The organism is Winogradskyella sp. 3972H.M.0a.05 (genome assembly GCF_040493455.1).
In the GTDB taxonomy this organism is placed as follows: Bacteria; Bacteroidota; Bacteroidia; order Flavobacteriales; family Flavobacteriaceae; genus Microcosmobacter.
In genome coordinates this window covers 645,786-668,659 of record NZ_JANFDA010000002.1, presented here as the reverse complement: position 1 = coordinate 668,659, position 22,874 = coordinate 645,786, and the positions used below count along the sequence as shown (strand labels likewise).

Sequence of the window (22,874 nt, the reverse complement as noted above, 5' to 3'; positions counted from 1 at the left end):
AATGACTAAGTTTACGATAAGATCGGAACAAAAAATATACATACAATGGCAGACGAAAAAAAAGCTAAAAAAGGACAAATTAATATAGAACTCGATGAGAAGGTTGCAGAAGGAACATATTCCAACTTAGCCATCATTAACCACTCAGTATCAGAGTTTGTAGTGGATTTTGTGAATATAATGCCTGGTGCTCCAAAGAGTAAAGTGAAATCAAGAATTATATTGACGCCACAGCATGCTAAGCGATTATTAAAAGCGTTGGGAGATAATGTCAAACGATTCGAAAGCGCTCATGGAGAGATTAAAGATTATGAGCAGCCACCAATTCCATTGAATTTTGGGCCAACAGGACAAGCATAAAAAAAATAACCCTTTGAAGTTTTCAAAGGGTTTTCTTTTTTAGCGGTTCAGCTATAATTTTCAATAGTAGGTAACTGATACTTTTATATTATGCAACATCCTTATTTTCATTCTGGTAATACTGTAATGCACCAGAAGGACATTTTTTTACTTGTTCTATAATTTTATTAGAGGAAGCTCCGTCTAAATTTATCCATGGAATAACAGTGTGTCTAAAAACATTTGAGAGTTCTTTTGCACAACGTTCTGCGTTTATGCACTTGCAAGGCTGGTAAGTAACAGTAATCTCATCATTACTGAATACAGTAGGTTCTATGGCATTCATAAGCAGTTCAATTTGGGGTTTGAAACTTTAATTAATTTACATTTTGGGACAAAGATTGCTTAAATTCACCGATTAAATATACAAAAAATTCGATAAAATACACTTTCTTAACATTTCTATCGATGAAGTGCACTCGACCAAATGAATCAAATTGTAAGAAAAATTTCTGCGCTCTATGAATATTCAGAAGTAAAATGAAGTTTTACGGTTGGATATTTCTGCTGCGTCATTTGGATAGAAAATGCTGAATCTGCCAGAAAAACCAACTGACCTTCTTTGTCTTTTGCCAAGTAACGCTGTTTTACTCTTACAAACTCTTTGTACTCATCATTCTTATCATCTTCAGGGTCAACCCAACATGCTTTGTGTACATTAAGATTTTCATAAGTACATTTAGCGCCATATTCGTGCTCTAATCTATATTGAATCACTTCATACTGTAGTGCACCAACAGTTCCTATTACCTTTCTACCATTAAGCTCTAAAGTAAATAACTGAGCAACCCCTTCATCCATTAATTGATCTATTCCTTTGTAAAGTTGTTTCGCTTTAAGCGGATCCGCATTATTAATATATCTAAAGTGCTCAGGTGAGAAACTAGGAATTCCAGTATAGTTGATTTGTTCTCCTTCAGTAAGTGTATCACCGATTTTAAAGTTTCCGGTATCATGTAATCCTACAATATCACCTGGATAAGAAACATCTACAATTTCTTTTCGCTCTGCAAAGAACGCATTGGGGCTAGAGAACTTTAATTTCTTTCCATGTCTTACATGTAAGTAAGGTGTATTTCGTTTAAACTCTCCAGAAACAATTTTTATGAAAGCTAAACGGTCTCTGTGTTTTGGATCCATATTCGCATGAATTTTGAATACAAACCCAGTAAATTTAGATTCATCTGGCTTTACTAAACGCTCCTCACTATGCTTAGGAGTTGGCTTAGGAGCAATCTCAACAAAGCAATCTAATAACTCTCTTACACCAAAATTATTCAAAGCAGAACCAAAGAACACAGGTTGAAGATCACCACCCAAATATGCGTCTTTATCAAATTCAGGATAAATACCTTCCACTAGTTCTATTTCTTCACGCAATTGGTTTGCAGCATCTTCACCAACCAAGGTATCAAGATTGGCATCGCTTAAATCTGAAATCTCAATCGTCTCTTCAATATCCTTTCTGCTATCACCTGTAAAAAGGTTGACGTTCTTTTCCCAGATATTATAGATGCCTTTAAAATCGTAACCCATTCCAATAGGAAAACTGAGAGGCGTAACCTTTAAGCCTAATTTTTGTTCAATCTCATCAAGCAAGTCAAAAGCATCTTTTCCCTCACGATCCAGTTTATTAATAAACACAATCATTGGAATGTTACGCATTCTACAGACTTCAACAAGCTTTTCAGTTTGCTCCTCTACACCTTTAGCAACATCGATAACGACGATAACACTATCTACAGCTGTAAGCGTTCTAAATGTATCTTCAGCAAAATCCTTGTGACCAGGAGTATCCAGAATATTGATCTTAATGCCATTGTATTCAAAAGCAAGTACAGATGTCGCAACAGAAATTCCACGTTGACGTTCTATTTCCATGAAATCACTAGTAGCACCCTTTTTTATCTTATTGCTTTTTACAGCGCCAGCTTCCTGAATGGCACCACCAAATAATAGTAGTTTCTCAGTCAAAGTAGTTTTACCAGCATCTGGATGCGAAATAATTCCAAAAGTTCTACGTCTATCTATTTCCTGTTGAAAAGTCATAAGATCATTTTGTAAATGGCATGCAAAGATAACATTCTTAAGAGCATTTTTTCTATTTTAGGACAACCTTATCAGTAATTAATTAATTAGTTGGTATTTTTGCATTCTATGAACGAAGAACAAGTGATTCTTGTCAATGAAAATGACGAGAAAATAGGGTTAATGCCCAAACTCGAAGCTCACCAAAAAGCACTTTTGCATCGTGCATTTTCAGTATTTATTTTTAATGATAGGCACGAACTCATGTTACAACAGAGAGCATTAGATAAGTACCATTCACCAGGTCTTTGGACCAATACATGTTGCAGCCATCAGCGCGATGGTGAAACCAATATCCAAGCTGGTAAAAGACGATTGCAAGAAGAAATGGGCTTTGTAACAGATTTAGAAGAAAAGACATCTTTTATTTATAAAGCACCTTTTGACAATGGATTGACTGAACATGAATTTGATCATGTTTTGATTGGTTATTACAATGATAATCCCGAAATTAATCCTTCGGAAGTCGCTGATTGGAAATGGATGCCTCTAGAAGATGTTAAAGTAGATATGGCATTGCATCCAGAAAACTATACAGCGTGGTTCAAAATTATATTTGATAAGTTTTATCAATTCTTAAACAGTAAGTAATGGTAGTTACCGTAAGCAGAAAAGCACATTTTAACGCAGCACATCGATTGTATCGAAAAGACTGGAGCTATGAAAAGAATGAAACTGTTTTCGGAAAATGCAATAATCCAAATTTTCATGGACATAACTATGAGCTTATCGTAAGTGTTACAGGTGAAATTGATCCAGAAACTGGCTATGTCATCGATATGAAAGTGCTAAAAGACATCATTAAATCTGAAGTCGAAGATGCTTTTGATCACAAAAACTTGAACGTGGAGGTTGAAGAATTTAAAACATTAAATCCAACTGCTGAAAATATAGCAGTAGTTATTTATAATAAAGTAAAGCCAAAGCTCGATGCTAATTTGGATTTGGAAATAACCCTCTACGAAACACCACGCAATTTTGTAACCTATTCTGGAAATTAGTGTATGAATAACAAATTGTATCCTTTAAAGTTCGAACCTATTTTGAAAGACAAGATATGGGGAGGACAAAAACTAAAAAATCATTTAAACAAAGCTTCCGATTTACCAAATGTTGGTGAAAGCTGGGAAATTAGTGATATAGAAGGAGATACTTCAATTGTAAGTAATGGTCTATTAAAAGGAACGTCATTAAAGACACTTTTAGAACTATATAAAGAGGATTTATTAGGTAATAAGAATTATGAGGTCTTTGGGAATAAATTTCCATTGCTCATAAAATATATTGATGCTAAAGAAGACCTATCTATTCAACTGCATCCAAATGACGAATTAGCTGCTAAACGACACAATTCTTTTGGAAAAACTGAAATGTGGTACGTTATGCAAGCCGATGAAGATTCTAATCTGATAGTTGGGTTCAATAAAAAAGTTTCACCAGAGGAATATCTACAACATCTGGAGGATAAAACATTAACTAGTATCCTTAATTTCGAAAAGGTAGACGAAGGCGATACGTTCTTTATTGAGGTTGGTCGCGTGCATGCCATAGGAGCAGGCGTAATGCTGGCTGAGATTCAACAAACTAGTGATATCACATATCGTGTGTATGATTGGGATAGAGTAGATGCTGAAGGTAATTCTAGGGAGCTTCATAATGACTTGGCACTTGATGCTATCGATTTTGATATGGACAATGATTTTAAGGTAGATTACGATAAAAGTGAGAACATTTCCAATCTCATGGTAGATTGTCCTTATTTCAAAACCAGTTTTTTGGAAGTCACTGAATCAATTCAAAAGAAAAACAATAACGACTCGTTCTATATTTACATGTGTGTAGATGGACAAGTAGAGATAAAAATTAAGGATTATCAAGAAAAAATAAATAAAGGAGAAACGATTTTGATTCCTGCTTCAATTGAGGCGTATGAATTGAAATCTAACAACGCAAAACTCCTAGAAGTTTATGTATAAAAGAGTATTTTTGAACGATTAAAAACAAAGTAGATTATGGCAAATATTAGAGATTTAAAAAAAGATATCAATTACGTTTTAGGAGATATCATTGAAGCTGTATACGTATGGGAATTACACAACCCAGACAAGGACACTAAGAAGAGCGAAGCCATTATAGATGAAGCCATCTCAACATTTGATGACTTAATTGCAAAAGTAAACGATAAACAAGTTGAAGACCGCAAGTCACATTTAAAGGCTGTTAACGCTGAATTAGAAGAAAAAGGAAAAGGATTAATCGATAAGATTAATGCCTTAGGATAAAAAAATTAAAAAACGATTGCAAATATGATTTTCAATTTTATATTTGCAATCGCTTTTGCCGATATAGCTCAGCTGGCTAGAGCAGCTGATTTGTAATCAGCAGGTCGTGGGTTCGAGTCCCTCTATCGGCTCAAAAGTAAAACTCTGATTTTCAAAAAGAAGGTCAGGGTTTTTTTATGCTATTGGTTTTCGTTTTTGCGATTAGCTATAAATTCTTCCAGCTGCTTACCATAATACGAATCTTTGATAGTATCCGATAAGCTGTTGTATATAGAATCTATATACACAGGGTTTGCACCAGGAATTTCAAAAACAGCTAGGTAAGGTGCAATTTCACTCTCTCTATGATTTATAGCAAACTGAATGGTATAAGAGTATTTTTTCTTAAGTAATCTTTCGGAGCTTAAGGTTAATGAATCGATAGCCACAGAATCCTTGGCTTGTTGGGCTTCAAAACCTGCTTCTATAATATCTAAGTTCTGATCGTTGTAGCGATTCATAACTTTCAAGTATTCCTCTAGAAGTTCTTGTTGCTTTGAACCCTTAATCTGAGCATCAAAATTGAAATTTTTTAAAGTGGTGTTTATTTCTGTAATCCCTTTATCAGCAAAAAAAGGAATAACACCTTCGTCATTATCATTTTTATCAAGTCTGAAGAATAAGACCTCAGGTTCCTTCAAATCAGAATGCAATTCAAAGTTTGAAGCACCATTCAATACCATTGAATCTAAGGTGACAAAAGTTGAATCTTGATAGCGTTGTAGATAAAGTGTTCCTTTCTTTAAACCTTTTACAGTACCAGATAATGTAAAATCTGATTGTACTTCTTTATTACACCCTATTAGTGCTACTGCTACAGCGACAACGGCCAAAAACTTCTTCATCTTAATGTCTTGATAATTATTGAGCGCAAATATGCTAAAACTATTCAAAGAATACTAGCCTCCTGAAGCAATTTGCATTAAAATAGTACAACCAATGGCAGCAATAGTACCAATAGCATAACCAAACACTGCTAACAAAACACCAACAGTGGCTAAAGATGGGTGAAATGCTGAAGCTACAATAGGAGCAGATGCTGCTCCACCAACGTTTGCTTGGCTACCTACTGCCAAGAAGAAGTATGGCGCTTTGATAATCTTAGCGACTCCAATCAACAATAATGCATGAATAGACATCCAAACCAATCCAATTGCTATAAGACCTTTATTTTCAAAAATAAGTGTGAGGTCCATCTTCATCCCTATTGAAGCAACCAAAATGTAAATAAATACACTACCAAACTTACTGGCACCAGCACCTTCGTAATTCTTAGCTTTAGTATAAGATAAAAGAATAGCAATTAAAGTAGCGATACTAATCATCCAGAAGAATTTAGATCCAAGGAAAGTAAATATATTTCTAACAGTATCAGATTCTATAGAAGCAGTCATATCTCCAAAGAATGGTGCTAAAAAGTTAGACGAAAGGTGCGCAATACTAACGGCACCAAAAGCGATTGCGCCGATTATCATAATATCAGTAAGTGATGGATTTCTTTTTACTTTTTCTGCAAAAGTTGACACTTTTTCCTTTAGTTCTTCAATAGAGGACGTATCTGCCTTCAACCATTTATTTATTCGTTTGCGCTTTCCTATTCCAATTAATAATAAGGCCATCCAAATATTAGCTACTACGATATCTACAAACACCATAGCGCCATATTTAGCTGGGTTGTATTGATAAATTTCTAACATTGCTGTTTGGTTAGCACCACCACCAATCCAGCTACCTGCGAGTGTTGACAATCCTCTCCACACTGCATCAAAATCGGCACCACCAACAGTATCAGGAGAAAAAATAGATATCAATAGAATCGCTAAAGGCCCACCAATAACAATACCTATTGTACCTGTAAAAAACATAATGAGTGCTTTCCAACCTAGATTAAAGACAGCTTTCAAATCGATACTTAAGGTCATAAGGACTAATGCAGCTGGCAATAAGTAACGACTAGCCATATAGTATAGCTTAGAACTATGTTCTATTGTTTCACCTGCGTCATTAGTGGTTTCCCAATCTGGAGCAATTAACCCTAATGTTGTAAAAAGAGCAGGAATCATGTACGCCATGAATAAGCCAGGAACAATTTTATAGAATTTTTCCCAGAACCCACCTTTTAAAGATTCCGTATAAAAAACAAACCCTAAAGCGAGCATTAGGAGTCCAAATACAATAGTATCATCAGTAAAAATAGGCTGGTCAGTCATCAAGAAATTATTTTTAGATTTTAGCCAAAGTACAAAAATATTAGGTTATAGATGTAATGATTGTTATACCCTCACGACAAAGGCTATATAAGCCTTGGCAAATAAATTTAAGTTAGATATAATATTTGTTTTAATAGTTTAAGTTGTTGAAGGTTTTTTTGAAAATTTCATTGATTAATAGTTTAACCCAAAGCATTGCCTTTGGGTTTTTCTTTATATGTTAATTCGTAGTTAAAATCAATACGTCGATGAAATAAAGTAAAGGTTTTTACGTCTAATAGTTGTGATAAGTTTTAAATAAACAAACTACTTAAAACGACTTCATGTTTTAATAGTTTAGTGTTAGTTAAAGTTGGTTAATAGCTGAAAAACCCGAAATCCTGAGATTTCGGGTTTTTTTTGGTTAGTTAGTTAAAAACGGTGGTATTATCTACCACTTTATTATTGCACTTGCCCATGTAAATCCACTTCCAAAGGCAGCTAAAACTACAGTGTCACCATCATTGACTTTGCCTTCTTCCCAAGCCTCTGTTAAGGCAATAGGAATCGAAGCAGCCGTGGTATTACCATAGTGCATTATATTGTTATAGACTTGATCATCACTAAGACCAAATTTCCTCTGAACAAATTGTGATATTCTAAGGTTAGCTTGGTGAGGAATCAGCATATCGATATCTTTCTTAGTAAGATTATTTGCCATAAGCCCTTCCATAATCACTTCACTAAATCTCACAACAGCATTTTTGAACACAAACTGACCATTCATGTATGGATAGTAGGATGTGTCATCTGGATCATTGTCTTCCATTATGGCATCAACCCAACGGCCAGTACTTGGTCCTTCTAAAGCTAATTCTTTTGCATATTTTCCTTCAGAATGTAAATGTGTAGACAACACACCTTTAGAGTTGTCCTCTTCCCTAGATAATACAGCTGCACCAGCACCATCTCCAAAAATAACGGTAACGCCACGACCACGAGTAGATCGCTCTAAACCACCAGAATGGTTTTCACTACCAATAACTAATACATTTTTGTACATACCAGTTTTTATGAATTGGTCTGCAACAGAAAGGGCATATACAAACCCTGAACATTGATTGCGTACATCTAATGCTCCAATTGTAGGCATGTCTAACAATTCTTGGACTCTTACGCCACCACCAGGAAAATACATGTCTGGACTCAGCGTAGCAAAAATGATGAAGTCAATCTCGTCTTTGGTAACTCCTGCACGCTCCATAGCAATTTTTGCAGCTTTCGCTCCCATTATCGACGTTGTATCATCACTGGTTTTTGGATCAATCCATCTGCGTTCTTTTATTCCTGTACGTTCCTGGATCCACTCATCGCTAGTATCCATCCATTGTTTTAAATCATCATTCTTAATAATTTGCTCCGGAACATATTTTCCAAGACCAGTAATTTTAGAATTGTACATATACGTCAAAATTTATTAGCCACGCAATTTAATGATTTAAGTGCTATACATTTTAGGCAATTTTACCTAAAAATTATGCATGCATAATAAGTGGTTTATTGATGTCAGTTTGTCACATATTTATGGAATGGTATTTTTTTTGACTTTATGCAGAAAACATAACAAAACACTAATACATATAATTATGAAAGGAAATATTAATGTCTCCGTTGAGAATATCTTCCCTTTAATTAAAAAATTCTTATACAGTGATCACGAAATATTTCTTCGTGAACTTATCAGTAACGCTACCGATGCCACGTTAAAACTAAAACACCTAGCCAATATAGGTGAAGCTAAGGTAGAATACGGAAATCCTAAGATCGAAGTAAAAGTAGATAAGGATAACAACAAACTTCATATCATCGACCAAGGTCTTGGAATGACTTCGGAAGAAGTAGAAAAGTACATTAATGAAGTCGCGTTTTCTGGAGCTGAAGAGTTTCTAGATAAATACAAAGACAAGGTTGAAGATGCTGGAATCATTGGACATTTTGGTTTAGGATTCTATTCAGCGTTTATGGTGGCTGATAAAGTTGAGATTATTACCAAGTCTTATAAAGATGAACCAGCAGCACATTGGACTTGTGATGGTTCTCCAGAGTTTACGCTAGAAGCAGCAGATAAGACTGAACGTGGAACAGAGATTATTCTTCATATAGCTGAAGATTCTACAGAATTTTTAGAAGATTCTAAAATTAGTGAGCTATTGTTGAAGTACAACAAGTTTATGCCAATTCCGATTAAGTTTGGTACTAAAACAGAAACACTTCCTAAGCCTGAAGATGCTAAAGAAGATGATCCCGCACCAACACAAGAAGTCGATAATATTATCAATAACCCTAATCCTGCATGGACAAAACAACCAACAGAATTAGAAGATGAAGATTATAAAAACTTCTACAGAGAGCTGTATCCAATGCAGTTTGAAGAGCCTTTATTCAATATTCATCTTAATGTAGATTATCCATTTAATCTTACCGGAATTCTCTACTTCCCTAAGATGACTAACGATCTGAATATTCAGAAGGATAGAATTCAATTATACCAAAACCAAGTATTCGTTACCGATAATGTTGAAGGTATTGTGCCAGAGTTTTTAACGATGCTTAGAGGTGTGATTGATTCACCAGATATTCCTTTGAATGTATCTCGTTCATACCTTCAGGCGGACGGAGCAGTTAAGAAGATTTCATCATACATCACTAGAAAAGTAGCTGATAAACTAAAATCGCTTTTCAATAATAATAGAGAAGACTTTGAAGCGAAGTGGGATGACATTAAAATCGTTATTGAATACGGAATGCTTTCAGAAGAAAAATTCTTTGAAAAAGCAGATGCTTTTGCATTGTATCCAACTGTAGACGGTAATTTCTATACGTACCAAGAATTATACGATAAAATCAAAGCTAATCAAACCGATAAGGATGATAAGCTAGTAATTCTATATGCTTCAAATAAGGATGAACAACATTCATATATTGAAGCAGCAAAAACCAAAGGTTACGAAGTCTTGTTATTAGATTCACCAATTGTTTCACATTTATTGCAGAAGCTAGAGACTACTAAGGAAAACATCTCTTTTGCACGTGTAGATGCAGATCATATAGATAATTTGATTAAGAAGGACGATACTAAGATTTCTAAATTATCTGATGAAGAAAAAACAACATTAGATACATTATTGAAAGAGGTTATTCCTTCTGAAAAATTCTCAGTTCAGCTAGAAACTATGGATAGCGATGCAGCACCATTTATGATTACACAACCAGAGTTTATGCGTCGAATGAAAGAGATGCAAGCTACAGGTGGTGGTATGTTTGGTATGGGTAATATGCCAGAAATGTATAATCTAGTCGTGAATACCAATCATGATTTGGTAGGAGAGATTTTGAATACAAAAACACGCAAAAAACAAGAACGCTTAATTAATCAAAGTTTGGACTTAGCACGCTTGTCTCAAGGCTTATTAAGAGGAGAGGAGCTTACCAATTTTATTAAGCGAAGCTACGAGATGATAAAGTAGTAAACATAATTCCGTATAGGCGCTTAGCGAAGTCAAAGCGTTATATGGAACCCTTAAAGTAAAACCACTTCAACCTTGAAGTGGTTTTTTTATTACATTTTTTTACCCCTGACGCATTATGACATTAACGCAAATATCTTTGCCCTAAGTTTAATTTAAAAATCAATTAAAAAAATGAAAAACGCAATCAACTGGTTTGAAATCCCAGTAAAAAATTACGAAAGAGCAAAGCAATTTTATGGAACAGTTTTAAGTATTGAAATCGCAGACCATCATATGCCAGAGCAAAACGTAAAGTATGGTATGTTTCCATACGATAATGACAACAATGGTGTTGGTGGCGGTTTAATTGAAGCCGAAGAACAAAAGCCAACAGCAGATGGTCCTACAATTTATTTGAATGGAGGTGATGACCTAAGCGTTCCATTGGGACATGTTGAAACTTCTGGTGGTAAAGTAATTATGCCAAAAACTGACATTGGCGAAAATGGGTTTATAGCTCAGTTCATAGATACTGAAGGCAATAGAATCGCATTACATTCCTGGAACTAAGAACATTTATGAATTCGTTCCTTTAATCAATAAAGAATGAATAGTAAGAAATTCAATCAAAAAACAAAACATAGCGAATTGGTTACCGGTTCGCTATATTTGTTATTATGTCTCAACTAGCAAGACTTATCTCCATATTAACCCTTCTAAAATCCAAAAGACTTTTAACAGCTACAGAACTTTCGGATAGATATGATGTAAGTATTAGAACCATCTACAGAGACATTAGAAAACTTGAAGAAGCAGGTATACCTGTTGTAACTATAGAAGGCAGAGGCTACTCATTAATGGAGGGTTATACAGTGGCTCCAGTTCAGTTCACGGAAAAAGAGGCTAATGCCATTATCACCGCGCAGCATTTAGTCAATAAAACTCAAGATTCTTCTTTTGCTAAAGATTTCAACGATGCGTTAGTGAAAATTAAGTCAGTTTTTAGGAGCTCTATCCAAGAGAAAAGTGAGTTATTGGACAGTAAAATCTTTGTTTTTGAGCCTTATCAAGAGGATGTTCCGAGTGCAGCTCTATCCGAAATTCAGTTAGCGATTACAAATTTTAATTATATAGAAATTAATTATCGGAAAGCTGATGACCCAAACATCACCTTCAGGAAAATAGAGCCTTACACACTAATCTCTACAAACCAAAAATGGATTTTAATTGCGTGGTGTTATCTCAGAGATTCATACAGAGCTTTTAGAATTGATAGAATTCAGCATTTTAAAATTTTATCGGAAACGTTTACCGATAGAAAGTTTAATCTTCAAGAATATTATAAGGATGATCCTTATGATGGACATCATTAAAGCCGCTTCTTAGAAGCGGCTTTTTCTTCCTGGTCTAAAAAGTATTTTTAATTTTCTAGCTTTATAGTGTCTTCAGCATAACGAATAATGCCATGAACTATATCTATGTAAATTTCGCCAGAAACATCTTTGGATTCATCTGGTTTTTGCTCTAGCATTTTAGATTTTTTTCCACTCTTACTAGGCTGAATAACGACCTTGGTACCTTCTATATAGTGCACAGTATTGTGACCATAGGTAGACAATGAGAAATTATTTTCTGGACTAAAGAGGTTGATCTTAGAATACTCAGAAAGGATTTCGAGATGTTTAAAATCATCACTGAAATTATAGAGTAATAACTCACTATTGAAATCTTTAATCGAATTTCCTTTAGCAACTTCACCAATCTCTAACTTTGAAAATTCTGAAGCCAAAGTGACATTCTCCATACTTCCTATATGTCCTTTACTGACATTGTTTAATGTAAAATGACCACCATATATACCGACTGCGTCAAAACTGGATGCTTTTTCAACTTTTATCGTGTTTTGAGGATTTACCAAAGCATTTGCCTTTACGTACCCACCATCTAGATTGAGGTTTAACTCGTTTCTAAAATCATCTCCAAATGTTATTTGACTTTCATTTCCAATAATATTCAGTTTCACAAAAGGTGGAACTTTAATAACAAACTGACTGCGCATTATTTTCACATTACCTTTCCTTAGATTCATTAGCTTACCGTTCTCATCTTTAACTTTCAAACGATTTCCGAGCAATGTCAATTCTCTTGCTTTAAAGTTTTTAATAGATTTAACGACGTCTTCTTTAGACTTTTTCTTAATGTCTTTACTTAGACCTCTCAATTTAAACAGATTACCTTCTAAACTATAATTTCTCGATAGTGTATAGCTAGTAGAGTTAACTTTTGTAATACTCGATGTTTTAAGAGTTACTGTATTGTTTTTTGAAATTGCCGAAATGCTAATTTCATCCGTTATTTTTTGCTTTTCTTTTTTTGAGTAGTTATCAAACTCAATTGAATAGTCGAAATGTACTTTTCCATCAGTTGAGGCATCAATCCTTACAGTAGTATTTTCGAGATCCAAAACTACCGTAGCGTTTTTGTCAACAGGGAAGACTTCTTTATATACTTTTTCCTTCTGTGCTTGGATTGATAATGATAAGAGGAAAAGAATTAGTATTAGCTTAAATTGAGGTTTCATGCTGTTCGTTTTGTTGATTTATTAATATGATTTGATGTTGAATGTCTTTGAGTAGCTTAAGCCTAGTTTGAAGATTGTTTACCAATTCTTCTATGACAAAGATGTTGTTAGAGTCTTTAATGAATTGGGCAGAAATCTTTTTATAGTCCGCATCGAGATCTTCTAACTTTTGTTCGTATCGACTAATGAGCTTTTCATCATTAGTTAGCATAATAAACTGTTGCCACTCTTTATCTATGTTATTAAGATATTCTTGCTCTACAGCTTTGATTTGTTGCACAATGAGAGGTTGTGTAGTGTCTGTGTCTCTTTTTATAATACTATTAATAGAATATCCAATAGCCAGAAATAATAAAATAGAAGCTGCTATTTTTAACCATGGTATAGGTTTACGTTTTTCTTCCTTACCAAGTTTTTTTATAAACTCTTCCCTATGATTTTCTGGAAGCTTATTGGTGCTTAAAGAGGTGTTTTTTAATAAGGGTCTAATATCTCGCTTCATTGTAACTGCTTTTTAAAAGTTCTTTTAATTTCAATCGTCCACGTCTAAGGTGTGTTCTTGAGGTTTTAACCGGAATATCTAGTATTTCGGATATTTCAGTATGATCATAACCTTCTAAGAGGTATAGTTTTACAACCAGTTTATAATTGTCGCGTAATTGCTCAATAGCATCAATTATTTGTTGTTTAGAAATTCCAGATTCAAAATGCCAATCGTCGTCATCAATGACATGCAAATCATCAATGTTTTTCTCTGAATATTCGAGTTGTTTTTTCTTTAAAGTATCAATACACTGATTGATGATGATTCGTTTGAGCCAGGCTCCAAAACTACCTTGAGCATTGTAAGCGTCTAGCTTAGCGTAGGCTTTAATAAACCCTTCTTGCATGGCATCCTTGGCGTCTTCTGTATTCTTTAGATAATTGCAGGCAATATTGAACATGGCATTACAATAGTTGTCATAGAGCTGTAGCTGAGCATTGGTGTTGCCCCTTATACTAGCTTTTATTAATTTCTCGATTGATTTAGACATTGAGATTGATTAGCTTCTATTGTAATAACGAAAAATAAGATCTAGGGTTTCAAAAAAATAAATTTTTTAAGAAAATAGATTTAAAAGTAGTTATCTTTCTAATCAAAATATTTAGCAGATGAGTTCAAATTTTGAAAATGCCTCATTCAAAAAACTACTAAATAAACTTCAGGAAGAAAGCTGGCAATTAGAATTACTTATTTCTGGTTTTGCCATTTTCGGATTGTTTACCGCCTTTCCTGTTCTTACAGCAGCACTAAAAGAAGCACAGAATGATGAGAAGATGTATGCTTTTGTCATCATCCTTATAGCCATAATATCCTGTGCTATTCTCATTTTCAATTTACTATTGCATGTTGTTCTTAGAGGGTTGTGGATAGGAGCTCTTGGACTTCGCTATGTGTCTGGGGATATTGATTATGAAGAGTTGCGTTATAGCGAAAAATTCACGAAATATCTTAGAAAGAAAGTTGGTTCGTTCGATAAATATATAGCCAATCTAGAAAACTATTGTAGTATTATTTTTGCTATTTCGTTCTTGCTGATTTTTTATGTCCTAGCAATTACCATGACCATTTTGTGTATTGCGCTAATCGCTAATTATATTCTTGATGATCGTGTTTTTATCAGTGAACCGTACAATGTTATTATAGGGTTACCATTATTACTATTTGTGATTTTCGGAATGCTGATGACCTTTGTAGATTTTGTGACACTGGGTTGGTTGAAACGCAAGAAATGGCTCAGTAAAATTTATTTTCCTTTTTATAGAGTTTTTAGTTTTATAACCTTAGCATTTCTATATAGACCTATAGTCTATAATTTCTTGGATAATAGGTTTGGAAGACGCTTGAGCCTTATGCTTGTGCCACTATATATTCTTATCATTATAGGGAGCTCAATGCGTTATCAAAGATCTAATTACTTTTCTAGAATTAATAATTCTAATTCTATTGTAGCTTTCAAAGGAAATTATGAAGATCAATTAATCGATGATGGAGATTTTATAGATGAGGTTGCTATACCTAGCAAAGTCATAACGAACTCATTCTTGAAAGTATTTGTAGTCTATGATGATAATATCGAAGACAATATTTTTGATCTAAACCCTGGGCTAAAACCCGAAAAAGATATTAGAGGTCTTAGGTCTAATATGTATTCTAGCGGTAATTTTTCTTGGAGAAAGAGAGATTCATTACGAAGAGAATACATTAAAACCTTCAATAATAACTACATAGTTAGAATAGATACAACAGATTTTGAAACCGAATTTGTACTTACGGAGAGTTTGAAAAAACAAATGGGTTTTGAATCTTATGTAGATATTGAAGGACTTTCCGAAGGAAAGCACACTGTAAGAGTATATAGAAATCGACTAAAGGGCAAGGATACCATTAAGTCATATATAGCTCAAATTCCGTTCTGGTATTACAATGATTAAACACTAAACTGACTATCGTGTCTACGTTTTAGCAAGCCTATCTGTACCCATAGCATAGCACCAAATAATACCACAGAATACATCGCTGTTTTGGATATGGTAATCTCTTCAAACATATCACCCATAGAAAACTCAGAAAGGAAACTCATATCAAAGCCATCTAGCCAACCAAGACTTGTGGTCTCTGAGCTTTGAACCATGAATATGATAAAAGCAACAAAACCAATTCCTATAAGATAGAGCATAGGTTTAGAGATTAAGGGTTTGTAGGTCAATGAAGATTTTAGAGGTAACGCTTCAATCTTAGACATCAAGTTGTCTGTGAAACTCGGAGATGTTTTGTCCAAATCTACAGAAGTAATAATCTTTTTTGCCAGATCGTCATAATGTTTATCCATTGGTGCCTTCATAATGCTGAATTAATTCTGGTTCTATATATTCCTTTACAATGCGAAGCAGTTTCTTTCTGCTTCTGTGTAATTTAACTTTCACATTGTTGGGTGTAAGTCCGACAATTTCTGAAATTTCCTCTAAAGATAACTCTTCAAAATAAAATAAAGTTACCAAAAAGCTATCTTCACTCGGTAGGCGCTCAATACATTTTCGCAAAGCCTCTTTTCTCTCTTTGGCCTCTATACGATCTAACGCACTATCTAATGTTTTTATTTGATGCTCAGTAAACTCATCAATTTGTTGTGTAGATTGTGTTCGCTTGAGCTTCTTTATTCTATCTAAACAAGTATTGTAAGTTACTTTATATACCCAAGTAGAAAACTTGGAGTCACCTTTGAACTTGTTTAATGATTTATAAATTTTTATAAAAGTATCTTGGGATACCTCTTCCGCCTCTTCTCTATGCTTGAGCATTCTTAATGCTAACGAAAACACCAAATCTTTATATCTATTTACAAGCATAGCAAAGGCTTGGCTATCGCCTTCTAAAACTCTGTCGATATAAATTTTGTCGTCGTTGGTGGTCATGTGTTTGTATAGACGACAGTTTTATTAATAAGGTTACAGAAACCTCAAAAAAATATTTTTTTCAAAAAAAGTGTAACCTAAATGAAAACGGTGTCGTCATAAGCTGTGAATTCAAAGTTAATTAATAATCAATCAAACATTATAACACTTTAAAAAACAACAATTATGGAAGTAGCAATCTTAGCAATTATATTCGGTTCAATCTTTGGCGTATTTTACTTATACTTTTCATCTCGTAATAAGGAACGTTTGGCTCTTATCGAAAAGGGAGCAGATGCCAGCATCTTTAATATTGGAAAAAGAACTGGGTCATCATGGAAGGTAATTGTCTTAAATCTTGCCTTTTTATTAATGGGAATAGGCTTAGGTGTTTTTATAGCCAATCTTTTGGTTACCTATACAACATTAGATGACGATGCAGTTTATCCTTCAATGATATTTTTAATGGCTGGTATAGGTCTGTATGTGGGATATACGCAAACCAGAAAGTCATTAGAAGAATAAACCTAACCGATCAATCCTTTAAAAAGCGTTTCTTTAACAGAAGCGCTTTTTTTATTGATAATATTAAGGCTATCTTTAGACCAATTCAATGCTATGATTAGAGTAAAATTTGTGTTTATCTTTTTTGTCGCTTTTGTTTCTACGAATGCGCAAACGTTCATTAAAGATTCTGAAACCAAAGATCCGGTGTCTTATGCATCCATATCATTTGGGGATGGACAAGGAATTTTTGCAGATGAAGAAGGGATGTTTATTTTCAATAAGAAGCTTTATAAGGACGTTGATTCCTTGTTTATTTCTGCGCTTGGTTATAAAGAAGCTAAACTAGCTTCTGAAAACTTGAAGGATACTATCTTTTTAGAACCAAAAATTGATAAACTTTCTGAAGTGGTCATTACTGTGATACCAGATCGTAAGTTCAAGACTGAAAAGCTAAAGCCTTATCTCGATGACGATTACTATCATTGCTGGCTGCCAACAATTGAGTCTGAAATAGCTGTATTGTTTAAGAACGAAGATGCTAGAGAAAAGCAATTGACTTCAGTTTTGTTTCCTATAGCCTTAGAGAGTAGAGACTGGAAGAAACGCAAGCGGTCCAATGCTGATAAGAGAAAGTTTTCCACTTTATTCAAAGTCATGTTTTATGAAAATAATGGAGGCTTACCTGGAGAACCAATAGTGAATGAAACCATTGTGTTTATTGCGACAGAAAAAGATGGAGATCAACATGAGTTGAATGTCGCAGATTATAAAATTTTGATTCCACCATCTGGTTTTTTTGTCTCGATTCAAGTTCTTGGATATACACACAAACAAGGGAAACTACTGCCCAATAAAAAATATAAAGAAGTAAAAACCCAAACAGGTATTGTGAAGATACCTACCAATTTTAGGCCATTGCTGCCATTTACTGATGAGGTAAATGGAGCAAGAACATACATCAAACGTGTTTTTATAAATAATAATCAGTGGAAATTGTTTAAAAAAGGCAATGGGTTTAGATCCAGTCTTTTAGATCAAGGTCTTACCAACTATGGTGTAGGGTTTACGTACAAAGTGTTTAAAGAAAACTAAAACACTATTCAATCGGAAAATCAAAATAAGTATCAGGAAATGGCTCACCATTTAATGTAAAGTGCCACCATTCTTTTGAGTAATTTCTAAAACCATGTTTCAACATTACGGCTTGTAACAATTGTCTGTTAGCTTTTTGCTCATCTGTAATATCCCCGTAATCGACCCAGGATTGCTGACCAAAAAAGTCATAACCACTGCCCATATCTAACTCCGCTTCAGTATTGCCATCAATAATGGTAAGGTCCACAGTACTTCCTCTACTATGTCCAGAACGCGACGCAATGTATTCTTCTTTAAAGAGGTTCCGTTTTTCAACATTAGGATAAAAACGTTGCTTATTAATAGTATCATTAAGATCTTTTGCCCAACGGATAAAATGATTTACGGCGCGTTGAGGTCGATAAGCATCGTAGACTTTTAGGCAATAGCCTTGTTGTTGTAACTCATCTTGAACTTTCTTTAAAGCAATAGCTGTTGGCTTGGTAACAATTAATTTGTTAGCATTGTAACCATCAATAGTATCACCAACAAAGTTGTTTGAAGAGAAATAACGTAGTTCAATATTTATGTCTGGAATGATAGATTTTACATACACAAAATCTTCTGGAAGCTGTTTAGAATCCTGAAATAAGAACCCAAAAGCTAAAATCGATAGGAGGCAAATTTTGATATACTTCATGGTGTCACTAAATTAGAAAAAAAATTGCGATGAATCTGTTTTCTTCTGAAATACAAGAACTAAAGTTACCTAATGCAGAGTTGATTTACGTGCCAAGATGTTTTTCAGATGAAGAATCCGAGTTCTTTTTTAATCAATTAAGACATCACGTTCCTTGGCAGCAAGATGATATTAAAGTATTTGGGAAAGTATATGCCCAGCCAAGACTAACGGCACTTTATGGAGAAAGTGATAAGTCATACAGTTATTCAGGAATTACAATGCTACCACACACTTTCACTAATGATCTAATGGACATTAAAAACAAGGTTGAAACATTTACAGATTGTAAGTTTTCGACTGTACTTTTAAACCTGTACAGAGATGGAAGCGACAGTAATGGCTGGCATGCCGATAATGAAAAAGAGTTGGGAAATAATCCTGTAATTGCCTCTGTAAGTTTTGGTGCGCCACGTTGGTTTCATTTTAAACACCGAACCATAAAAACGGAAAAGCATAAAATTCTTTTAGAATCAGGAAGTCTTTTGATAATGAAGGGAGAAATGCAGCATCATTGGTTACACCAAATTCCTAAGACCAAGAAACCAGTAGGAGAGCGGATCAATCTGACATTCAGGAAACTATAATGACATAAAAAGAAAAAACCGGGATCCCTCAATCCCGGTTCTCCTAATTTGCTTTTATTTATGTTAGTAGATTTAGGGTCTCTAATATCGACAACATAATGCAAATATTAATTAATTAATCCATTGAACTAAAAACTAAATTTTAGTACACACCAAATGTAGAACTATAATTGAATAAATCAGTTTAAATACATAAATTATCGATGAAATACACTAAATTTTAACACTTAAAGATAAAACAATACGGTTTAACGATAAAAAACATCCTTAATCTGGACGTGCTAATAAATTAAACTAAAACATTTGGAATATATTTTACGTTATCAATGACACAACATATGATTTTCAAAATTAAATTTGTAATCTAAATGCTATCCATGAAAAGAAAAATTTTTGTTGCTATTCTATTTATAAATTTTATCTGCTTTTCTCAAGACAATGCTTTTACAGAAAAAGAAATTGCCATTAATGTCATAATTGATGGTACACTAGTATTACCAAAAGCAGAAAAACCACCATTAGCAATAATCATTGCAGGATCTGGTCCAACCGATAGAAATGGAAATCAAAACTTTTTAAAAAGCAATAACCTAAAAAAGCTTGCAGAAGGGTTGTCCAAAAATGGTATTGCCTCGTTTAGATATGATAAACGTATTGTAAAGCAAATTAGAAAAGGTGATGTAGATCCCAACACATTATTTGATGATTTTGTAACAGATGCCATCTCTGTAGTAGATTATTTCAAAAACTCTAAGGAGTTCAATGGTATTTATGTCATCGGTCATAGCCAAGGAAGCTTGGTTGGAATGCTAGCCGCAAAAAATAGAGCCAATGGTTTTGTGTCCTTGGCAGGAGCTGGACAAAACATTGGAGATGTCATAGTAGAGCAGGTAGGACAAACAGCACCACATTTAAAAGCAGATGCCGAAAAAGTGGTTAGGGTTTTAAAAACAGGAAAAACCACTAATGACTATCCGCCAATGTTAGGCTCATTGTTCAGTAGTGACCTACAACCGTTTATGATTAATTGGATGTCTTATGAACCAACCTTGCTCATCAAAGAATTAAACATACCTATTTTATTGATTAATGGGACTAAAGATCTTCAGGTTTCTGTAGAAGAAGCTAAGCTACTTAAGGCAGCAAATGAAAAGGCAGAGCTAAAAATCATCGATAAGATGAATCATGTCCTATTTACCATAGAAGGCGATCGCCTTGAGAATTCAAAATCCTATAATGAACCGTTTAGGAAGATTACACAAGAACTCTTAGATTCAGTAGTTAAGTTTATTAAGAGTTAAAAGAAACATCCAAAATATATTACATTAAAAAAGCACCTCGAGAAAGGTGCTTTTTTACTAACTAACCAACCAAAATGTGTGTAATATGATATTCGCAATTTGAAGTGCTATTAATCAAGTTTTCCGCGACATCATCATTTACGATTTATATAAAGCAAAACCCGTGCCAAAAATATTTTTTTGAAAATTAAAATTTTTATTATATCTTTATGATATCAAAATAATATCATTTTAAATTTTTAATCATGAAAGAAGAGAAAGTTATCATACCTGCGAATGGGTATCTTATGTTGCTTGTGTTTTTAATATTATTTTTTGGAAGTATTGCAGCTATTATAGCATTGCAATCGCCATTGTTTGGAATTACCCTGTTTTTAGGGATCATTACAGCTTTCGGTTTTGTAATGGTACAGCCAAATAATTCCAGAGTATTGCTGCTGTTTGGTAAATATGTAGGAACTATAAAGAAGAATGGTTTTTATTGGGTGAATCCGTTTTACACCAAAAAGAAAATATCCTTGCGTGCTAGTAACTTTGACAGTGAGCGCCTTAAGGTGAATGATAAATTGGGTAATCCAGTCATGATTAGCACCATTTTAGTATGGCGAGTTCTGGATACGTATAAGGCAGCTTTCGATGTAGATAATTTTGAAAACTTTGTGCGTGTACAAACCGATGCTGCAGTTAGAAAACTTGCTAGCATGTATCCGTATGATAATTTTGCCGATGAGGGCCATGATGAAGATATAACACTACGATCTAGTGTGAATGAGGTCAGTGAGGCTTTGGAAAAAGAAATAGAGGAGCGTCTCAAAATTGCTGGGATAGAAGTCTTGGAAGCAAGAATAGGCTATTTGGCTTATGCTCAAGAAATTGCTAATGCTATGTTGAAGCGTCAGCAAGCAACAGCAATCGTAGCGGCCAGACATAAGATTGTTGAGGGTGCGGTAAGTATGGTAGAGATGGCTATAGAAGAATTGAATAAAAACGACATTGTAGATCTAGATGAAGAACGAAAAGCTGCTATGGTGAGTAACCTAATGGTTGTACTCTGTGGAGATAAAGATGCTTCTCCAGTTGTAAACACCGGAACGTTAAGTCATTAATATGAATACTAAACAAGTTATGAGCATTGGTATTGGCAGTGCTCTTGGAACAAGTATAGGAGTAGCTATGGGAGTCGTTTTGGGAAGTATTGCAATGGGAACAGTATATGGGTCAGTAATTGGCAGTGCCATAGGTGTTATACTAGCGCTCGTTGTTTTTAAAGATGACAATAATTCAGAAGAAGAACTATGAAAGAATATAAAGTAATTGTAACTAAGCTTGGTTTTACCAAGAGAGATGAGAAGTTTGAAGATTTGCTCAATCAATACGGACGTGAAGGTTGGCAAGTGAAGCATATAGGTCAGGGTTGGGCTAGTGTTGTTTTTGAACGCGATAAGAATCGTTAATATGAGTAATAGACCCAAAATAAAAGTACCCTTAGAGAATTTCGATTATATCATTGAATTGATTTCAATAACACTTCTAGTATTGACATGGTATTACGTGATTTCTCAATATGCAGATTTACCAGAAACTATAGCATCTCATTTTAACGCAGAAGGAGAAGCAGATGGATATAGTGGTAAAATTGTATTGTGGTTGCTTCCTGGATTATCCACACTAATCTATGTAGGATTATTAATATTGACTAAGTATCCACATATACATAATTACATGGTGAATATTACTGAGGAGAATGCACTAAAAAATTATAGGTTTAGTATACGAATGTTGCGGATTGTAAATTTTTTATGTGTATTATTATTTGCTTACATTGTTTTCAAAATGATAGAAGGCGCTAGAGACAATCAATCTAGCCTTGGTACAGGTTTTGTTATCATTGTCATTGCAATTAGTATGCTATTACCAATTGGGTTGATTATTTGGAATAAAAAATTGAATAAGTCTTAATATGGCTAAGAAAAAGGCATTTGCATTACGGATCAATGAAGAGATGCTCAAGGCAGTAGAAAAATGGGCGGCTGATGAGTTTCGTAGCACCAATGGGCAGATTGAGTGGATGCTTATGCAATTTTTAAAAGAACACAACAGAGCCCCTAAGAAAAAAGAAAAAGAGTAGTTGGAAAGTAAAACAA

At 34.1% G+C, this 22,874-nt stretch carries 29 protein-coding genes and 1 tRNA gene; 19 read left to right on the top strand and 11 right to left on the bottom strand.

Going from position 1 to position 22,874, the window contains the following annotated elements:
• Positions 1–45: 45 nt before the first annotated feature.
• Positions 46–360: a DUF3467 domain-containing protein gene (locus NCE97_RS06610; RefSeq protein ID WP_353778181.1), complete on the top strand. Its 315-nt coding sequence runs from the start codon at positions 46–48 to the stop codon at positions 358–360.
• An 88-nt stretch (positions 361–448) separates the two neighbouring features.
• Here the strand turns inward: NCE97_RS06610 and NCE97_RS06605 are convergent, their stop codons facing one another.
• Positions 449–685 carry a (4Fe-4S)-binding protein gene (locus NCE97_RS06605; protein WP_353778179.1) on the bottom strand — a complete coding sequence of 79 codons (237 nt, stop codon included), beginning with the start codon at positions 683–685 and terminating at the stop codon, positions 449–451.
• A 173-nt stretch (positions 686–858) separates the two neighbouring features.
• The gene (locus NCE97_RS06600) at positions 859–2,448 is read right to left on the bottom strand and encodes a peptide chain release factor 3 (protein ID WP_353778178.1); all 1,590 of its coding nucleotides are present in this window, start codon (positions 2,446–2,448) and stop codon (positions 859–861) included.
• Positions 2,449–2,556: 108 nt separating this feature from the next.
• On the opposite strand from NCE97_RS06600, the gene idi reads away from it, so the two are divergent.
• The 5 genes from idi (at position 2,557) to NCE97_RS06575 (ending at position 4,900) form a co-directional block, all read left to right on the top strand.
• Complete coding sequence (gene idi, locus NCE97_RS06595; RefSeq protein WP_353778177.1) at positions 2,557–3,078, top strand: isopentenyl-diphosphate Delta-isomerase; 522 nt, start codon at positions 2,557–2,559, stop codon at positions 3,076–3,078.
• Positions 3,078–3,488, top strand: coding sequence for a 6-pyruvoyl trahydropterin synthase family protein (locus tag NCE97_RS06590; RefSeq protein WP_353778176.1), 411 nt, complete (start codon positions 3,078–3,080; stop codon positions 3,486–3,488). Before idi ends, NCE97_RS06590 begins: the two co-directional genes overlap by 1 nt.
• Before the next feature lie 3 nt (positions 3,489–3,491).
• Positions 3,492–4,463: a type I phosphomannose isomerase catalytic subunit gene (locus tag NCE97_RS06585; protein ID WP_353778175.1), complete on the top strand. Its 972-nt coding sequence runs from the start codon at positions 3,492–3,494 to the stop codon at positions 4,461–4,463.
• 36 nt (positions 4,464–4,499) lie between these two features.
• Complete coding sequence (locus NCE97_RS06580) at positions 4,500–4,769, top strand: hypothetical protein (protein WP_353778174.1); 270 nt, start codon at positions 4,500–4,502, stop codon at positions 4,767–4,769.
• Between the two features lie 57 nt (positions 4,770–4,826).
• A tRNA-Thr gene (locus NCE97_RS06575) sits at positions 4,827–4,900 on the top strand.
• Between the two features lie 48 nt (positions 4,901–4,948).
• Here the strand turns inward: NCE97_RS06575 and NCE97_RS06570 are convergent.
• From NCE97_RS06570 to NCE97_RS06560, 3 genes are all read right to left on the bottom strand, one after another.
• Complete coding sequence (locus tag NCE97_RS06570) at positions 4,949–5,653, bottom strand: DUF4369 domain-containing protein (RefSeq protein ID WP_353778173.1); 705 nt, start codon at positions 5,651–5,653, stop codon at positions 4,949–4,951.
• Positions 5,654–5,707: 54 nt separating this feature from the next.
• Entirely contained in the window at positions 5,708–7,018 is a 1,311-nt protein-coding gene (locus tag NCE97_RS06565; RefSeq protein ID WP_353778171.1) for a DUF819 family protein, read from the bottom strand.
• 430 nt (positions 7,019–7,448) lie between these two features.
• The gene (locus tag NCE97_RS06560) at positions 7,449–8,459 is read right to left on the bottom strand and encodes a 3-oxoacyl-ACP synthase III family protein (RefSeq protein WP_353778169.1); all 1,011 of its coding nucleotides are present in this window, start codon (positions 8,457–8,459) and stop codon (positions 7,449–7,451) included.
• A gap of 181 nt (positions 8,460–8,640) precedes the next feature.
• Here NCE97_RS06560 and htpG point away from each other — a divergent pair, with 181 nt between their 5' ends.
• From htpG to NCE97_RS06545, 3 genes are all read left to right on the top strand, one after another.
• Positions 8,641–10,524 carry a molecular chaperone HtpG gene (gene htpG / locus NCE97_RS06555; protein ID WP_353778269.1) on the top strand — a complete coding sequence of 628 codons (1,884 nt, stop codon included), beginning with the start codon at positions 8,641–8,643 and terminating at the stop codon, positions 10,522–10,524.
• Between the two features lie 174 nt (positions 10,525–10,698).
• On the top strand, positions 10,699–11,076 hold the full coding sequence (locus tag NCE97_RS06550; RefSeq protein WP_353778167.1) for a VOC family protein: 378 nt from the start codon (positions 10,699–10,701) through the stop codon (positions 11,074–11,076).
• Between the two features lie 107 nt (positions 11,077–11,183).
• Complete coding sequence (locus NCE97_RS06545) at positions 11,184–11,879, top strand: helix-turn-helix transcriptional regulator (protein WP_353778165.1); 696 nt, start codon at positions 11,184–11,186, stop codon at positions 11,877–11,879.
• 47 nt (positions 11,880–11,926) lie between these two features.
• Here NCE97_RS06545 and NCE97_RS06540 read toward each other — a convergent pair whose 3' ends face one another.
• Genes NCE97_RS06540 through NCE97_RS06530 form a run of 3 tightly spaced genes read right to left on the bottom strand, consistent with a single transcriptional unit; the run spans position 11,927 to position 14,121 of the window.
• Positions 11,927–13,087, bottom strand: a complete 1,161-nt coding sequence (locus NCE97_RS06540; RefSeq protein WP_353778164.1) for a hypothetical protein — start codon at positions 13,085–13,087, stop codon at positions 11,927–11,929.
• Positions 13,071–13,589 (bottom strand): hypothetical protein, encoded by a 519-nt coding sequence (locus NCE97_RS06535; protein ID WP_353778162.1) that lies wholly within the window; start codon positions 13,587–13,589, stop codon positions 13,071–13,073. The genes NCE97_RS06540 and NCE97_RS06535 overlap by 17 nt, the downstream gene beginning before the upstream one ends.
• Positions 13,573–14,121, bottom strand: coding sequence for an RNA polymerase sigma factor (locus NCE97_RS06530; RefSeq protein ID WP_353778160.1), 549 nt, complete (start codon positions 14,119–14,121; stop codon positions 13,573–13,575). Before NCE97_RS06530 ends, NCE97_RS06535 begins: the two co-directional genes overlap by 17 nt.
• Positions 14,122–14,239: 118 nt before the next feature.
• Here NCE97_RS06530 and NCE97_RS06525 point away from each other — a divergent pair, with 118 nt between their 5' ends.
• A complete protein-coding gene (locus tag NCE97_RS06525; protein ID WP_353778159.1) occupies positions 14,240–15,562 on the top strand; it encodes a hypothetical protein in 1,323 nt (440 codons plus the stop codon).
• Here NCE97_RS06525 and NCE97_RS06520 read toward each other — a convergent pair.
• Both NCE97_RS06520 and NCE97_RS06515 read right to left on the bottom strand, forming a co-directional pair.
• On the bottom strand, positions 15,559–15,972 hold the full coding sequence (locus tag NCE97_RS06520) for a hypothetical protein (protein ID WP_353778158.1): 414 nt from the start codon (positions 15,970–15,972) through the stop codon (positions 15,559–15,561). The genes NCE97_RS06525 and NCE97_RS06520 overlap by 4 nt on opposite strands.
• Positions 15,953–16,543, bottom strand: a complete 591-nt coding sequence (locus tag NCE97_RS06515) for an RNA polymerase sigma factor (protein ID WP_353778156.1) — start codon at positions 16,541–16,543, stop codon at positions 15,953–15,955. Before NCE97_RS06515 ends, NCE97_RS06520 begins: the two co-directional genes overlap by 20 nt.
• A 165-nt stretch (positions 16,544–16,708) precedes the next feature.
• On the opposite strand from NCE97_RS06515, the gene NCE97_RS06510 reads away from it, so the two are divergent.
• Both NCE97_RS06510 and NCE97_RS06505 read left to right on the top strand, forming a co-directional pair.
• Complete coding sequence (locus tag NCE97_RS06510; protein ID WP_353778155.1) at positions 16,709–17,047, top strand: DUF6249 domain-containing protein; 339 nt, start codon at positions 16,709–16,711, stop codon at positions 17,045–17,047.
• Positions 17,048–17,140: 93 nt separating this feature from the next.
• Positions 17,141–18,121 carry a hypothetical protein gene (locus NCE97_RS06505; RefSeq protein ID WP_353778154.1) on the top strand — a complete coding sequence of 327 codons (981 nt, stop codon included), beginning with the start codon at positions 17,141–17,143 and terminating at the stop codon, positions 18,119–18,121.
• 4 nt (positions 18,122–18,125) lie between these two features.
• On the opposite strand, the gene NCE97_RS06500 is transcribed toward NCE97_RS06505, so the two are convergent.
• Entirely contained in the window at positions 18,126–18,803 is a 678-nt protein-coding gene (locus NCE97_RS06500; RefSeq protein ID WP_353778153.1) for a M15 family metallopeptidase, read from the bottom strand.
• 29 nt (positions 18,804–18,832) lie between these two features.
• Between NCE97_RS06500 and NCE97_RS06495 the strand changes: the two genes are divergently transcribed.
• The 7 genes from NCE97_RS06495 (at position 18,833) to NCE97_RS06465 (ending at position 22,858) form a co-directional block, all read left to right on the top strand.
• Positions 18,833–19,429 (top strand): alpha-ketoglutarate-dependent dioxygenase AlkB family protein, encoded by a 597-nt coding sequence (locus NCE97_RS06495; protein ID WP_353778152.1) that lies wholly within the window; start codon positions 18,833–18,835, stop codon positions 19,427–19,429.
• Between the two features lie 377 nt (positions 19,430–19,806).
• Positions 19,807–20,730 carry an alpha/beta hydrolase family protein gene (locus tag NCE97_RS06490; protein WP_353778151.1) on the top strand — a complete coding sequence of 308 codons (924 nt, stop codon included), beginning with the start codon at positions 19,807–19,809 and terminating at the stop codon, positions 20,728–20,730.
• 245 nt (positions 20,731–20,975) lie between these two features.
• Complete coding sequence (locus tag NCE97_RS06485) at positions 20,976–21,836, top strand: SPFH domain-containing protein (protein ID WP_353778150.1); 861 nt, start codon at positions 20,976–20,978, stop codon at positions 21,834–21,836.
• Position 21,837: 1 nt separating this feature from the next.
• Positions 21,838–22,029, top strand: a complete 192-nt coding sequence (locus NCE97_RS06480) for a hypothetical protein (protein WP_353778149.1) — start codon at positions 21,838–21,840, stop codon at positions 22,027–22,029.
• A complete protein-coding gene (locus NCE97_RS06475) occupies positions 22,026–22,184 on the top strand; it encodes a DUF4177 domain-containing protein (RefSeq protein ID WP_353778148.1) in 159 nt (52 codons plus the stop codon). The genes NCE97_RS06480 and NCE97_RS06475 overlap by 4 nt, the downstream gene beginning before the upstream one ends.
• A 1-nt stretch (position 22,185) precedes the next feature.
• Complete coding sequence (locus NCE97_RS06470; RefSeq protein WP_353778147.1) at positions 22,186–22,689, top strand: DUF1648 domain-containing protein; 504 nt, start codon at positions 22,186–22,188, stop codon at positions 22,687–22,689.
• 1 nt (position 22,690) lies between these two features.
• Positions 22,691–22,858, top strand: a complete 168-nt coding sequence (locus NCE97_RS06465; protein ID WP_353778145.1) for a type II toxin-antitoxin system antitoxin — start codon at positions 22,691–22,693, stop codon at positions 22,856–22,858.
• The last annotated feature ends 16 nt before the right edge of the window (positions 22,859–22,874 follow it).